Raw genomic sequence first — 14,168 nt, 5'->3', positions numbered from 1 at the left:
AGCATTGGTCGGCGCGCCGTGGGTGCGTCTTTGCTTTATCAGATGGAGAGCGCTATGGCTTGGAATGAGCCGGGTGGCAACTCGAATAATCAGGATCCTTGGGGTGGCAAGCGCCGCAATAACGGCGACCGCAAGGGACCACCGGATCTCGACGAGGCCTTCCGAAAGCTGCAGGAAAGCCTGAACGGGTTGTTCGGTGGTGGTAAGAAACGCGGTGATGACGGCGGTGGTTCGGGCAAGAGTGGCGGCTTCGGCGGCCTGCTCGGCATCGGCCTGGTCGTGTTGGCGGCCGTATGGCTGTACAGCGCGGTCTACGTAGTCGACGAGCAGGAGCAAGCCGTGGTGCTGCGCTTCGGCAAGTACTACGAAACCGTCGGCCCGGGTCTGAACATCTACTTCCCGCCGATCGATCGCAAGTACCTGGAAAACGTCACGCGTGAGCGTGCCTATACCAAGCAGGGTCAAATGCTCACTGAAGACGAGAACATCGTCGAAGTGCCGCTGACCGTGCAGTACAAGATCAGCAACCTGCAGGACTTCGTGCTGAACGTCGATGCGCCGGAAATCAGCCTGCAGCACGCGACCGAAAGTGCCTTGCGCCATGTGGTGGGTTCCACCGCGATGGACCAGGTGCTGACCGAAGGTCGTGAGTTGATGGCCAGCGAAATCAAGGAGCGTCTGCAACGCTTCATGGATACCTATCGCACCGGTATCACCATCACTCAGGTGAACGTACAGAGCGCAGCGGCACCGCGCGAAGTACAGGAAGCCTTCGATGACGTGATCCGTGCCCGTGAAGACGAGCAGCGTTCGCGCAACCAGGCTGAAACCTACGCCAACGGCGTCGTGCCGGAAGCCCGTGGTCAGGCCCAGCGTATCCTCGAAGATGCCAACGGCTACCGTGACGAAACCGTCTCGCGTGCCAAGGGTGAGGCTGATCGCTTCACCAAACTGGTGAGCGAGTACCGCAAGGCCCCTGAAGTCACCCGCGAGCGTCTGTACCTGGACACCATGCAGGAAGTCTTCACCAATACCAGCAAGGTCCTCGTGACCGGCAACAAGAATGGCCAGAGCAATCTGCTGTACTTGCCGCTGGACAAGATGGTCGAAAGTGGTCGCAACACCAGCACTCCGGTGACCGGTGCGGCAGCCACCAGCAATGAAGCGAATGCGCGTGCGGCAGCTGATCTGCAGCAACAGCAAGCACGTACCAGGGAGAGTCGCTGATGAGCAATAAATCGCTGATCGCCCTTATTGTCGGCGTCGTCGTGGCCATCGCTGCCTGGAACTGCTTCTACATCGTGGCTCAGACCGAGCGTGCGGTGCTGCTGCAGTTCGGTCGGGTGGTCCAGGCCGATGTTCAGCCGGGCCTGCATGTGAAAGTGCCTTACGTTAACCAGGTGCGCAAATTCGACGCACGCCTGATGACGCTGGATGCACCGACGCAACGCTTCCTGACGCTGGAAAAGAAAGCCGTGATGGTCGATGCCTACGCCAAGTGGCGCGTGAAAGATGCCGAGCGCTTCTACACCGCGACTTCCGGCCTCAAGCAGATTGCCGATGAGCGTCTTTCCCGTCGTCTGGAGTCGGGCCTGCGTGACCAGTTCGGTAAGCGTACGCTGCACGAAGTGGTGTCCGGTGAGCGTGATGCGCTGATGTCCGACATCACTGCCTCACTGAACAAGATGGCGGAAAAAGAGCTGGGTATCGAAGTTGTCGATGTCCGGGTCAAGGCCATCGATCTGCCGAAAGAAGTAAACCGCAGTGTGTTCGAGCGTATGAGCTCCGAGCGTGAGCGTGAAGCTCGCGAGCACCGCGCCAAGGGTAACGAGCTTGCAGAAGGCATTCGTGCCGACGCCGATCGTCAACGCCGTGTGCTGCTGGCTGAAGCCTATCGTGAATCTGAAGAGGTTCGCGGTGATGGTGATGCCCAGGCCGCTGCGATCTACTCCAAGGCCTACGGCCAGGATCAGGAGTTCTACGGTTTCTACCGTAGCCTGCGCGCCTACCGTGAAAGCTTCGCGAACAAATCCGACGTCATGGTCCTGGACCCAAGCAGCGACTTCTTCCGTTACCTGGAAAAAGCCAAGCCTTGATACGACGTTGACCTGAATCATCCCCCGCCTGGCGGCTAAAGCCTCGGGCGGGGTGATCCTTTGGGAAAACGTGTGTATGATGCGGCAGCCGGGAAATTCCCGGCTTTTTTGCGTCTGCACGTTTGATTGCTGTTTTTAGCGGGCGCCCGAGTTGAATGACTCGACAGGTTTTTCGAGGAAAGTGGTTGGCGAAGCCGGTTTCAGGCTTTTCGCCACGTTGTTTATGCGCGTGGTTTGCACATGCGCCGACCATTTTCTGCTTCACTCAAGGCTCGCCCAACGGCTGGCCGCCCGGATCATAGGGGAATGGCGTAATGGCAACGGTAGACCGCTGGCTGCTGCCAGATGGCATCGAAGAAGTACTGCCACCAGAGGCGGCGCGCATTGAAGTCGCGCGTCGTCAGGTGTTGGATCTGTTCCAGAGCTGGGGTTACGAGTTTGTCGTGACTCCCCATATCGAGTACCTGGAATCCCTGCTGACCGGCGCGGGCTCGGACCTCGATCTGCGGACCTTCAAGGTCATCGACCCGCAATCGGGCCGGCAGATGGGGTTCCGTGCCGACATCACGCCGCAAGTGGCGCGCATCGATGCGCACACCCTGCGCCGTGAAGGCCCGAGCCGCCTGTGCTATGCCGGCAGCGTGCTGCATGCCCAGCCGCGCGCCCTGTCGTCCTCACGCAGCCCGATCCAGCTGGGCGCCGAGTTGTATGGCGATGCCAGCCCGAGCAGCGACGTGGAAGTCATCAGCCTGATGCTGGCCATGCTGCAACTGGCCGATGTGCCGGATGTGCACATGGACCTCGGTCATGTCGGCATCTACCGCGGCCTGGCCCGTGCGGCCGGTCTGTCTGGCGAAGTTGAGCAGCAGTTGTTCGATGCGTTGCAACGCAAGGCCATCGACGAGGTCATTACCTTGACCGAAGGCTTGCCTGCCGATCTGTCGGGCATGTTGCGCGCGTTGGTCGATCTGTGTGGCGGCCGTGAAGTATTGAGCGCTGCTCGCGAGCGTCTGGCGCATGCGCCAGCGCCGGTTCTGGCGGCGCTGGACGATTTGCTGGCGATTGCCGAGCGTCTGTCCACGCGTTTCCCGGAGTTACCGCTTTATTTCGACCTGGGCGAGTTGCGCGGCTATCACTACCACACCGGTGTGGTGTTCGCGGTGTTCGTACCGGGTGTTGGCCAGTCCATTGCCCAGGGCGGTCGTTACGACGACATCGGCGCCGACTTCGGTCGCGCTCGTCCGGCAACCGGCTTCTCCACCGATTTGAAAACCCTGGTGACCCTGGGGCGTGCTGAGATCAAGCTACCGTCTGGCGGTATCTGGATGCCTGACAGTACGGATGCGGCACTCTGGCAGCAGGTTTGTCAGTTGCGCAGTGAGGGTCAGCGTGTCGTTCAGGCGTTGCCTGGACAACCTTTGGCCGCCGCCCGTGAAGCGGACTGCGACCGGCAATTGATTCAGCAGAACGGGCTTTGGCAAGTATCGCCACTGGCTTCTTGAGTTTTCCTGTCGGCTGCGGCCGGCACCAAGTTTGCGCGAATGAGGACAAGTGTTATGGGTAAGAATGTCGTAGTCCTGGGCACCCAATGGGGTGATGAGGGCAAAGGCAAGATCGTTGATCTGCTGACCGAACATGCTGCCGCCGTAGTGCGCTACCAGGGTGGCCACAACGCGGGTCACACCCTGGTGATCGACGGCGAAAAAACCGTCTTGCACCTGATTCCGTCGGGCGTGTTGCGCGAAGGCGTGCAGTGCCTGATCGGCAACGGCGTGGTGGTTGCACCCGACGCTCTGCTGCGGGAAATCATCAAGCTGGAAGAGAAAGGCGTACCGGTGCGTGAGCGCCTGCGTATCAGCCCGTCCTGCCCGCTGATCCTGTCCTACCACGTCGCGCTGGACCAGGCCCGTGAAAAGGCCCGTGGCGAGCTGAAGATCGGTACCACCGGTCGCGGCATCGGCCCGGCTTATGAAGACAAGGTTGCACGTCGCGGTCTGCGCATCGGTGACCTGTTCCACCGTGAGCGTTTCGCCGCCAAGCTGGGTGAGTTGCTGGATTACCACAACTTCGTCCTGGTCAATTACTACAAAGAGCCTGCGATCGACTTCCAGAAAACACTCGACGAGTGCATGGAATACGCCGAGCTGCTGAAGCCGATGATGCTCGACGTCACCGCCGAGCTGCACGAGTTGCGTCGCGCTGGCAAAGACATCATGTTCGAAGGCGCCCAAGGCTCCCTGCTGGACATCGACCACGGTACCTACCCGTACGTCACCAGCTCCAACACCACCGCGGGCGGCATCGCTACCGGTTCGGGTTTTGGTCCGATGTACCTGGATTACATCCTGGGCATCACCAAGGCGTACACCACTCGCGTGGGTTCGGGTCCGTTTCCGACTGAGCTGTTCGACGACGTGGGTGCATTCCTGGCCAAGCGTGGCCACGAGTTCGGCGCTACCACCGGTCGTGCCCGTCGTTGCGGCTGGTTCGATGCCGTCATCCTGCGTCGCGCTATCGACGTCAACAGCATCTCGGGCCTGTGCCTGACCAAGCTGGACGTGCTGGACGGTCTGGAAACCATCAACATCTGTGTTGGCTACAAGAACCAGGATGGTGCAGTGATCGACGCGCCGACTGACGCCGACAGCTACATCGGCCTGGAGCCGGTGTACGAAGAGATGCCAGGCTGGACCGAATCCACCGTCGGTGCCAAGACGCTGGAAGAGCTGCCGCAAGCTGCTCGCAACTACATCAAGCGCGTCGAAGAGTTGGTCGGTGCGCCGATTGACATTATTTCGACGGGCCCGGACCGCAACGAAACCATCGTTTTGCGTCACCCGTTCGCTTAATAAGTTGTTGATGTAGAAAGCAAAGGGCCCTTGATTGGGCCCTTTGTCGTTTATACCTGCCGGACGGCATGACCTTTGCTGTGATGTTGAATAAAAGCATCGCTTCCAGTGCGCCATCAATTTAATGGCGCCAAAGCAGAGGGATTCCAAGTGTCGGCCGTTCTCTCATTGTTACAAAGCCGTTTGTTGCGGCCTGTGTTCGTTACCCTTGGTATCGCCCTTTTGGTGCAGGTGCTGGTGGCTGTTGCTCTGACTCGGAGCACGGTGACTGCGCTTGAGGCTGATCTTGGTGTGCGTCTGGGTGTCGACAGCCAAAAACTGTCTGGAGAGCTTGAGCAGGCGGGGCGTGAAGTCACGTCGAGCCTGGACAACCTCTCTACCAGCACCCGTCAGCGACTCACTGCCGGCTTGTCTACGCGATTGAAAGACGAGCAGGTGCAATTGCGTGCAACGTTGGAAAAGGATCTCAAGGATTCGGCCAACGACATGGCGCAACTGCTGGCCTCGGTCGCTCCGCGTGCCATGTGGGACAGCGACGTTCCAACCCTGTCCGAATTTGCCCGCCGGGCCCAGCGCAATCCCAACGTGTTGTTCGTGGTGTATGACGACGCGACGGGTCAGCACCTGACGCGCTACCTCAACCGCGAAAACCCGATCAACAAGGCGCTGCTGGAGAAAGGCCAGGGCGAGCGTGCGCTGGACAAAGTGCTGGACGCGGCGAAGAACGATCCATCGGTCTACTACCTCGAAGCATCGATCAACCCCAACGGCGTGGAAATCGGCAAGGTCTTGATGGGTGTCTCGACCGCCTCGGTGGAAACTGATCTGGCGGCCCTGGATAAACGTTTTGCGGCGCTGATCGCCAGCGGAGATCAACTGGTTGGCGACAGCCTAAAAGGCGCGGCCGCCGACAGCGCCACGGCGATGCGTGCGCGTCTGACGTCTGCGCAGGCTACGGCCTCTGAAATGAAAGCCAACACCACCAGCACCGTGCAGGAAGCTGCGGCGACGTTACGCTGGCGCATCGGGATGTTTCTGGCGCTGGTCGGTTGCGGTGTGCTGCTGTTGCTCGCGGTGGTGCTGGGCCGTCGCGTGGTCAATCGCTTGAAAATGCTCATCGCCGCCATGGATGACCTGGCGGCGGGTGAGGGCGACCTGACCAAGCGCGTGCAGATCAATAGCAAAGATGAGATCGGCGATATGGCCGCGGCGGTCAACCGCTTTGTGGATAAGTTGCAGCCGATCGTGCGCGAAGCGGGCGATGTGGCCCAGCGTACCGGTGTGGAAATCGGCGCCATGACCCTGCGCAATGCCGGAGCTGATGCGGCGGCGGGCATGCAGCGTGATGAAGTGGCTGAGAGCCTGCGCGCGTTGTCGCAGATGGCCGATGAAGCCCAATCGGAAAGCAACGCCATGCAGGCTGCGTTGCAGCAAGTGGTGGATATTCGTTCGGCCACCGATGAGAACACTCGAACTTCGGCGAAGGTCGGTAGCCTGATCGAGGCGTTGGCCGGGCAGGTCGATACCGGGGCGAAAGTCATCGAGCGTCTGGCGCAGCAGAGCGAGCAGATTGAAGTGGTGCTGACGGTGATTCACGGGATCGCCGAGCAAACCAACCTGCTGGCACTGAACGCCGCCATCGAAGCGGCGCGTGCCGGCGAAACCGGTCGCGGCTTTGCGGTGGTGGCGGACGAAGTCCGGGCGTTGGCGAGCAAGACTCAAAGCTCCACCGGCGACATCCAGGCGCACATCGTGGCCTTGCAGCAAGGTGCACGTGAAGCGGTGGCAGCGATCGGCCAGGCCGGGCGTCAGGCCAATGAAGGTTTGCTGGTATTGCGTGACAGCGCACGGTTGCAGCAATCGGTGCAGGCATCGGTCGAGCAGGTGCATGCGGCGATTGGTCTGGCGACCCAGGCAGCGGCGCATCAGGCGCAAGGTGCGCAGGCGGTGCGGGGTCGGGTTGAGACGATTCATGCACAGGCTGAGAAAGCGGCTCAGGCGGTGGTGGAAACCACGGCCAGCGGCAAGGTGCTGGATGGGTTGGCGGCGCAGCTGAAGGCGAGCCTGGGGCAGTTCAGGGCGTAAGATTTGTATTGGTTGAGCTGACGTCATCGCGAGCAGGCGCGCTCCCACGGGTTTGTGGGTGGGCACAGAATTTGTGACCACCTCAGATCAAATGTGGGAGTGAGCCTGCTCGCGATGGCGATCTCAACGGCTCAAATACATCCGGGTTGTTAACAGGTAAACCGGCAGCCCCGACACCAGAATCAACAACGCCGCATAAGGCGCCGCTGCCGCGAACTCCACGTTCGCGGTATGCGCCCAAACCTCCGTCGCCAGCGTATTGAGCCCGGTCGGACTCAACAGCAGCGTCGCCGTCAGCTCCTTCATCGCATCCAGAAACACCAGCGCAAACGCTGCACCCAGTGCTGGAAAGATGATCGGCAGCGTCACCCGGCAAAACGCACTGAAAGACGATGCCCCCAGCGTGCGTGCCGCCTCTTCCAGTTGCGGCGCGGCCTTGTTCAGCGCCGTGCGAATCGGTGCCTGCGCCAATGGCAAAAACAGTAGCGCATAAGCGATCAGCAGCAGTGCCGAAGTCTGGTACAGCACCGGCACGTAATGCAGGGCGAAATACACCAGCGTCAGCGCAATCACCAAGCCTGGCAGTGCGTGCAGCAGATAGGGCAAGCGCTCGGCCCAGATCGCCAGCCGGCCTTTGTGCCGCACCACCAGCAATCCCACCGGCACCGCCAGCACCAGGCACAGTGCAGCGCCACCCAGCGACAACGCCAGGGATGACAGTAGCGCTTCGCTGATTGCTGCCACCGGGAATGCTGCCGACGAACCTACCGCCAGCCAGTACGCCAGCATCCCCAGCGGAATGCCGCTGCCGATGATTGCCAATGCCAGGCAGTAAACCTGTCCGGCAACCGTCCACGGCCCCAGTCGAACCTGTTCCGCCTGCCGCGCTGCGCCCTGGCCGGTGCGCACGTGCCGGCCTTTGCCGCGTACTCGCAACTCAAGCCACAACAGCACCAGGCACAGCGCCAGAAGCACCGCCGACAGCATCGCCGCGTTGGCGTTGCTGAATTCCAGTTCGAACTGCTGATAAATCGCGGTGGTAAAGGTTTGCAGGCCGATGATCGACAGGGCGCCGAACTCCACCAGCATGTGCAGGGCAATCAACAGCGAACCTGCAAGCAGGGACGGCCAAAGCAGGGGGAGGGTAATCCTGAAAAACACGCCCCACCGATTCTGTCCCAGCGTGCGGGCTGACTCTTCCAGGGACGGATCGAGGTTGCGCAGGGTTGCTGCAACGGGCAGAAAGATCAGTGGGTACTTGGACAGGGTCATCACCAGGATCGCCCCGCCCAGGCCTTCGAAATGCGCGCTCAGGGATACCCAGGTAAAACTGCTGACGAACGCCGGCACGGCGAACGGCAAGCACAGGATAACGCCCCACACTCGCCGTCCCGGCAGATTGCTGCGTTCCAGCAGCCAGGCAAGGGACAAACCGATCACGCCGCAGGCGACGGTCACGCCGATCATCAGCGCCAACGTATTGCGCAGCAGCCCGAACACATAAGGCCGCCACAGCAAATGCAGCGCCTCGGCCCAGCCGGCCTGCCAGGTCTTGAGCCCGACATACACCAGCGGCAAAAGGCTGAGCACCACCAGCAGCAAAACCGGCAGCAGCAGCCAGATCGACGGCCGCTTGCGCCGTGGCACGTAACCCCCGCGCGAGGCGGGGGCGGATAACGATGCGCTCATCAGTTCAAGCCAACGTCACGTTCCAGGTCCAGGGCTTCTTCGGCGTTGCCGAGGTCGGCCGGGGTGACTTTCGGTGCCTCCAGTTCGCTGAACGGCTTGAGACCGCGATCCGATTCCATGCCTTTGTGCAGCGGGTATTCGGCGGTGGTCTGGGTGATCACGCGCTGACCTTCTTCGCTGGCCATGTAGGCGAGAAATTGCTGGGCTTCTTTTGGATGCTTGCTGGATTTCAGCACGGCGGCGCTGGAAACAGTGATCAAGCCGCCGACGTCGCCGCCGGTGAAGTAATGCAGTTTCGAGTCGAGCTGGCCTTTTTCCCGTTGCAAGGCGAACCAGTAGTAGTTGTTCACCAGCACGGTGGCGACTTCGCCGTTTTCCACCGCTTTCAGCGCAACCATGTTGTTGCTGTAAGTCTTGCCGAACGCGCGCAGGCCGGTCAGCCATTCTTCGGCCGCGTCCATGCCATGCACTTTGATGATTGCCACGGCCTGTTCCTGGAACGCGCCGCTGGTAGGCACGAAACCGACCTTGCCTTGCCATTTCGGATCGGAGAATTCCATCACCGACTTGGGCAGGTCTTTTTCATCGATCAGTTTCGGGTTGAAAGCGACCACGCGGACCCGGGCGGTGATGCCGATCCAGGTGCCATTACCGGCGACGTAGTCTTTCGGCAGAACGGCGAGGGTGGCTGCGTCGGTCTTGGCCAGCAGGCCCTGTTCGCCGAGTTTGTTCAGCGGAGGCGATTCTTCTGTGTAGATCACATCGGCGGGAGAGCGGTCGCCTTCTTCGACGACCTGGCTGGCGAGCTGATTGCTGCTGCCTTTGCGCACGTTGACGTGAATGCCGGTCTTGGCCTCGAAGGCTTTGGCGATGGCGTCGCCGACTTCCTTGTGTTGGCCGTTGTAGAGGGTCAGGGAAACTGGATCAGCAGCCTGGGTGAGGGGAGTGGCGAGTGCCAGGCCGAGCAGGGTGAAGGTCAGGCCGCGGCGCAGGGTATTTCGAAACATCATTCGCAGGGTTCCTCACTGTCGCATTGCAAAAACTTGAAACAATGATAAACGATATTGTTTCTCAAGTGCGCCTTGCGGGGCGCAGAGGGTTTTGCTAGAGGGGGTGCGATCTCTGTGGCGAGGGAGGAGTAATGGCTTGGAGTTTTTAAATGCCAGAAACGCAAAAACCCGCTTTCGCGGGTTTCTGTGAAATCCAAGATCGAAACCTTGAATTTGAATTGGTGCCCAGAAGAAGACTCGAACTTCCACGACCTTGCGGTCACCAGCACCTGAAGCTGGCGTGTCTACCAATTTCACCATCTGGGCATAATCTTCAGCGTCGCCGCTGTTGATGTGGCGCACTATACGGAGAGCGTTTTGATCTGTAAACCCCTGATTTAGATTTAATAAATCAGATGTTTAGAATGCAAAAACCCGCTTTCGCGGGTTTTTGTGTGAGCCTTGAAATTGATCTAATCTCAAGCTCGTAATTGGTGCCCAGAAGAAGACTCGAACTTCCACGACCTTGCGGTCACCAGCACCTGAAGCTGGCGTGTCTACCAATTTCACCATCTGGGCAGTATCGGCAACGCTAGTGCGTCGTCGATGGCGCGCACTATACGGAGCGTCTTTTTAACTGTAAACCCCTGGCATCAAAAAAACCTGGAAAATTTTACCAGCGGCATTTAAATCAGCTTTGCGCTGTCGATATAAGGCTTTAGATAGGCTGTCGCAGCCTGAAATTTCCCGTTTCATTACGCCTATGCCAAACTAACCCGCATATAGACAAGGTGAAAACTCTCTAATGGCCGATTGGCAGTCCCTCGATCCCGAGGCCGCTCGTGAAGCGGAAAAATATGAAAACCCTATTCCTAGCCGCGAACTGATCCTTCAGCACCTTGCTGATCGGGGTTCGCCTGCTAACCGCGAGCAGTTGGTGGAAGAGTTTGGTCTGACCACGGAAGACCAGATCGAAGCCCTGCGTCGCCGCCTGCGCGCCATGGAGCGCGACGCTCAACTGATCTATACCCGTCGCGGCACCTATGCGCCTGTGGATAAGCTCGACCTGATCCTGGGCCGCATCAGCGGTCACCGTGACGGCTTCGGCTTCCTGGTCCCGGACGACGGCAGCGATGACCTGTTCATGAGCCCGGCGCAAATGCGCCTGGTGTTCGATGGTGACCGAGCCCTGGCCCGTGTGTCTGGCCTCGACCGTCGCGGTCGTCGCGAAGGCATGATCGTCGAAGTGGTGTCCCGTGCCCACGAGACCATCGTCGGTCGCTACTTCGAAGAAGGCGGTATCGGCTTCGTGGTGGCGGACAATCCGAAGATCCAGCAAGAAGTGCTGGTCACTCCGGGTCGTAACGCCAACGCGCAGATCGGTCAATTCGTCGAAGTGAAGATCACGCACTGGCCGACCCCACGCTTCCAGCCGCAAGGCGACGTGGTCGAGGTCGTGGGCAACTACATGGCGCCGGGCATGGAAATCGACGTTGCCCTGCGCACCTACGATATTCCTCACGTCTGGCCCGAGGCGGTGCTCAAAGAAGCCGCCAAGCTCAAGCCTGAAGTTGAAGAGAAAGACAAAGAGAAGCGCATCGACCTGCGTCATCTGCCGTTCGTGACCATCGACGGTGAAGATGCGCGCGACTTCGATGACGCGGTTTACTGCGAAGCCAAGCCTGGCAAGCTGCGCCTGTTCTCCGGCGGCTGGAAGTTGTACGTGGCGATTGCCGACGTTTCCAGCTACGTGAAGATCGGTTCGGCACTGGATAACGAATCCCAGGTTCGCGGCAACTCGGTGTACTTCCCCGAGCGCGTCGTGCCGATGCTGCCGGAGCAGCTGTCCAACGGCCTGTGCTCGCTGAATCCGCACGTCGATCGCCTGGCCATGGTTTGCGAGATGACCATCTCCAAAACCGGCGAGATGACCGACTACTGCTTCTATGAAGCGGTGATTCACTCCCACGCCCGCCTGACCTACAACAAGGTCAGCGCGATGCTGGAAACGCCGAAACTCACAGAAGCGCGTCAGCTGCGTGGCGAGTACACCGACGTCCTGCCACACCTCAAGCAGCTTTACGCACTGTACAAAGTGCTGCTGGCTGCTCGTCACGTGCGTGGCGCGATCGATTTCGAAACGCAGGAAACCCGGATCATTTTCGGTACCGAGCGCAAGATTGCCGAAATCCGTCCGACCGTGCGTAACGATGCGCACAAACTGATCGAGGAATGCATGCTGGCGGCCAACGTGGCCACCGCCGAATTCCTGAAAAAGCACGAAATCCCTGCGCTGTATCGCGTCCACGACGGTCCGCCACCGGAGCGTCTGGAAAAACTGCGCGCCTTCCTCGGCGAGCTCGGCCTGTCCTTGCACAAAGGCAAGGACGGCCCGTCGCCGAAGGATTACCAGGCCTTGCTGGCCAGCATCAAGGACCGTCCGGATTTCCACTTGATCCAGACCGTCATGCTGCGCTCGTTGAGCCAGGCGGTGTACAGCGCCGATAACCAGGGCCACTTCGGCCTGAATTACGAAGCCTATACCCACTTCACCTCGCCGATCCGCCGCTACCCGGACTTGCTCACGCACCGGGCGATCCGCAGCGTCATCCATTCCAAGCAGAACACCCCGCACGTTCGCCGTGCCGGCGCGATGACTATTCCGAAAGCGCGCATCTATCCATACGACGAAGCGGCGCTGGAACAGCTCGGCGAGCAATGCTCGATGAGCGAACGCCGTGCCGACGAAGCCACCCGCGACGTGGTGAACTGGCTCAAGTGCGAGTTCATGAAAGACCGTGTGGGCGAATCGTTCCCGGGTGTGATCACCGCAGTGACCGGTTTTGGTCTGTTCGTCGAGCTGACCGACATCTACGTCGAAGGCCTGGTGCACGTCACCGCGCTGCCGGGCGATTACTACCACTTCGACCCTGTGCACCACCGCCTCGCCGGTGAGCGTACCGGTCGCAGCTTCCGCCTTGGCGACACCGTTGAAGTGCGCGTGATGCGCGTTGACCTCGACGAGCGCAAGATCGACTTCGAGATGGCGGAAAAAACCATCAGCGCGCCGATCGGCCGCAAAAAGCGCGGAACTGAAAAGACCGAGCCAGCCGCCAAGACATCGGCCAAAACCGCAGCAGAACCGGCACCGGCAAAAACCGGTCGTCGTCCTGCCAAGGAAAAGGCTGTCGAAGCCTATCGCCCAAGCGATGCTGCGGCGAAAAATGCCGAGTTGCGTAAAAGCCGTGAATTGAAACAGGCGTTACTGTCTGAAGCAAAAAGCGGCGGTAAAGCGGCGTCTGGGGGAAAGACCGGACGGTCGGCGCCTGACAAGGCCCCCGGCAGCAAGCCAAGCAAACACCGTAAAGGCCCGCCGAAAGCGGGTTCGGCCCCAGCCAAAAGCGGCGGTGCGCGAAAACCTAAGGCCAAGTCATGAGTAATTTGGAAAAGATCTACGGCGTGCACGCTGTAGAAGCATTGCTGCGTCACCACCCGAAACGCGTCAAGCAAATCTGGCTGGCTGAAGGCCGCAGTGATCCGCGGGTTCAGACACTGATCGCCCTGGCTGCGGAAAATCGCGTGGCCGTCGGCCAGGCCGAGCGCCGTGAGCTGGATGCCTGGGTTGAGGGTGTGCACCAGGGCGTCGTGGCGGATGTGAGCCCGAGCCAGGTCTGGGGCGAAGCGATGCTCGACGAGTTGCTCGATCGCACCGAAGGCGCGCCGCTGCTGCTGGTGCTCGACGGCGTGACCGATCCGCACAATCTGGGCGCTTGCCTGCGTTCGGCCGATGCGGCCGGTGCGCTGGCGGTGATCGTGCCGAAGGACAAGTCAGCCACCCTGACCCCGACGGTACGGAAGGTGGCTTGTGGTGCGGCGGAAGTGATTCCGTTGGTCGCCGTGACCAACCTGGCGCGAACCCTGGAAAAACTCAAGCAGCGTGGCTTGTGGGTTGTCGGTACGGCGGGCGAGGCTGAGCAGAGTCTGTATCAGCAAGACATGACCGGCCCGACCATCCTGATCATGGGCGCGGAAGGCAGTGGCATGCGTCGCCTGACTCGCGATCTTTGCGACTACCTGGTGCATCTGCCGATGACGGGCAGCGTCAGCAGCCTCAACGTGTCTGTGGCGACTGGCGTTTGCCTGTTCGAGGCCCAGCGCCAGCGCAGCGTCAAAGCTGCGGCGGGTGGCAAGAAGTCTTAAGCCGGTTGTAATCCCTGTGGGAGCGCACCTGCTCGCGAAAGCGGAGTAACATTCAGCATCAATGTTGAATGTCATGCCCCCTTCGCGAGCAGGCTCGCTCCCACAGTGGTTTGTGTCAGGGCGAAAAGTTGCGGTGCGAACGAACTGTTCAAATAATCACCAATTGCCTTGCACCTCTTCTATCCCTTCTCTACAATTGCGCCCCTTGCTGTGACGGCAGGCACTCACGTGTCTATCGCAAGCAAGTCCATAAGTGTCAT

At 60.2% G+C, this 14,168-nt stretch carries 9 protein-coding genes and 2 tRNA genes; 7 read left to right on the top strand and 4 right to left on the bottom strand.

What is annotated here, in order from left to right; translation table 11 throughout:
* Positions 1–54 precede the first annotated feature (54 nt).
* From hflK to BLU63_RS07220, 5 genes are all read left to right on the top strand, one after another.
* The gene (gene hflK / locus BLU63_RS07240; protein ID WP_010464196.1) at positions 55–1,227 is read left to right on the top strand and encodes an FtsH protease activity modulator HflK; all 1,173 of its coding nucleotides are present in this window, start codon (positions 55–57) and stop codon (positions 1,225–1,227) included.
* Positions 1,227–2,096, top strand: a complete 870-nt coding sequence (gene hflC, locus BLU63_RS07235) for a protease modulator HflC (protein WP_010464195.1) — start codon at positions 1,227–1,229, stop codon at positions 2,094–2,096. Before hflK ends, hflC begins: the two co-directional genes overlap by 1 nt.
* 314 nt (positions 2,097–2,410) lie before the next feature.
* Complete coding sequence (locus BLU63_RS07230) at positions 2,411–3,598, top strand: ATP phosphoribosyltransferase regulatory subunit (RefSeq protein WP_010464194.1); 1,188 nt, start codon at positions 2,411–2,413, stop codon at positions 3,596–3,598.
* A 54-nt stretch (positions 3,599–3,652) separates the two neighbouring features.
* Entirely contained in the window at positions 3,653–4,945 is a 1,293-nt protein-coding gene (locus BLU63_RS07225; RefSeq protein ID WP_010464193.1) for an adenylosuccinate synthase, read from the top strand.
* Between the two features lie 150 nt (positions 4,946–5,095).
* The gene (locus BLU63_RS07220; RefSeq protein WP_077750241.1) at positions 5,096–7,030 is read left to right on the top strand and encodes a methyl-accepting chemotaxis protein; all 1,935 of its coding nucleotides are present in this window, start codon (positions 5,096–5,098) and stop codon (positions 7,028–7,030) included.
* Between the two features lie 123 nt (positions 7,031–7,153).
* Here BLU63_RS07220 and BLU63_RS07215 read toward each other — a convergent pair whose 3' ends face one another.
* From BLU63_RS07215 to BLU63_RS07200, 4 genes are all read right to left on the bottom strand, one after another.
* Positions 7,154–8,719, bottom strand: a complete 1,566-nt coding sequence (locus BLU63_RS07215; protein WP_077750242.1) for an ABC transporter permease — start codon at positions 8,717–8,719, stop codon at positions 7,154–7,156.
* Entirely contained in the window at positions 8,719–9,729 is a 1,011-nt protein-coding gene (locus BLU63_RS07210; RefSeq protein ID WP_083375174.1) for an iron ABC transporter substrate-binding protein, read from the bottom strand. Before BLU63_RS07210 ends, BLU63_RS07215 begins: the two co-directional genes overlap by 1 nt.
* A 219-nt stretch (positions 9,730–9,948) precedes the next feature.
* Positions 9,949–10,035, bottom strand: a tRNA-Leu gene (locus tag BLU63_RS07205).
* Positions 10,036–10,200: 165 nt separating this feature from the next.
* Positions 10,201–10,287 (bottom strand) — tRNA-Leu (locus BLU63_RS07200).
* A 226-nt stretch (positions 10,288–10,513) separates the two neighbouring features.
* On the opposite strand from BLU63_RS07200, the gene rnr reads away from it, so the two are divergent.
* Both rnr and rlmB read left to right on the top strand, forming a co-directional pair.
* A complete protein-coding gene (gene rnr, locus BLU63_RS07195) occupies positions 10,514–13,144 on the top strand; it encodes a ribonuclease R (RefSeq protein WP_010464189.1) in 2,631 nt (876 codons plus the stop codon).
* Entirely contained in the window at positions 13,141–13,908 is a 768-nt protein-coding gene (rlmB, locus tag BLU63_RS07190) for a 23S rRNA (guanosine(2251)-2'-O)-methyltransferase RlmB (RefSeq protein ID WP_010464188.1), read from the top strand. Before rnr ends, rlmB begins: the two co-directional genes overlap by 4 nt.
* Positions 13,909–14,168: the final 260 nt, after the last annotated feature.

It is taken from the genome of Pseudomonas mandelii, from assembly GCF_900106065.1.
GTDB lineage: Bacteria > Pseudomonadota > Gammaproteobacteria > Pseudomonadales > Pseudomonadaceae > Aquipseudomonas > Aquipseudomonas mandelii.
Note: the sequence above shows the minus strand (reverse complement) of the source record. Positions and strands in the feature narration are given on the sequence as shown.

Excerpts from the sequence above, each read along its gene's own strand:
- hflK (WP_010464196.1), top strand. The coding sequence starts at position 55 with ATGGCTTGGAATGAGCCGGGTGGCAACTCGAATAATCAGGATCCTTGG.
- BLU63_RS07215 (WP_077750242.1), bottom strand. The coding sequence starts at position 8,719 with ATGAGCGCATCGTTATCCGCCCCCGCCTCGCGCGGGGGTTACGTGCCA.
- BLU63_RS07230 (WP_010464194.1), top strand. The coding sequence starts at position 2,411 with ATGGCAACGGTAGACCGCTGGCTGCTGCCAGATGGCATCGAAGAAGTA.
- hflC (WP_010464195.1), top strand. The coding sequence starts at position 1,227 with ATGAGCAATAAATCGCTGATCGCCCTTATTGTCGGCGTCGTCGTGGCC.
- BLU63_RS07210 (WP_083375174.1), bottom strand. The coding sequence starts at position 9,729 with ATGATGTTTCGAAATACCCTGCGCCGCGGCCTGACCTTCACCCTGCTC.
- BLU63_RS07225 (WP_010464193.1), top strand. The coding sequence starts at position 3,653 with ATGGGTAAGAATGTCGTAGTCCTGGGCACCCAATGGGGTGATGAGGGC.
- rnr (WP_010464189.1), top strand. The coding sequence starts at position 10,514 with ATGGCCGATTGGCAGTCCCTCGATCCCGAGGCCGCTCGTGAAGCGGAA.
- rlmB (WP_010464188.1), top strand. The coding sequence starts at position 13,141 with ATGAGTAATTTGGAAAAGATCTACGGCGTGCACGCTGTAGAAGCATTG.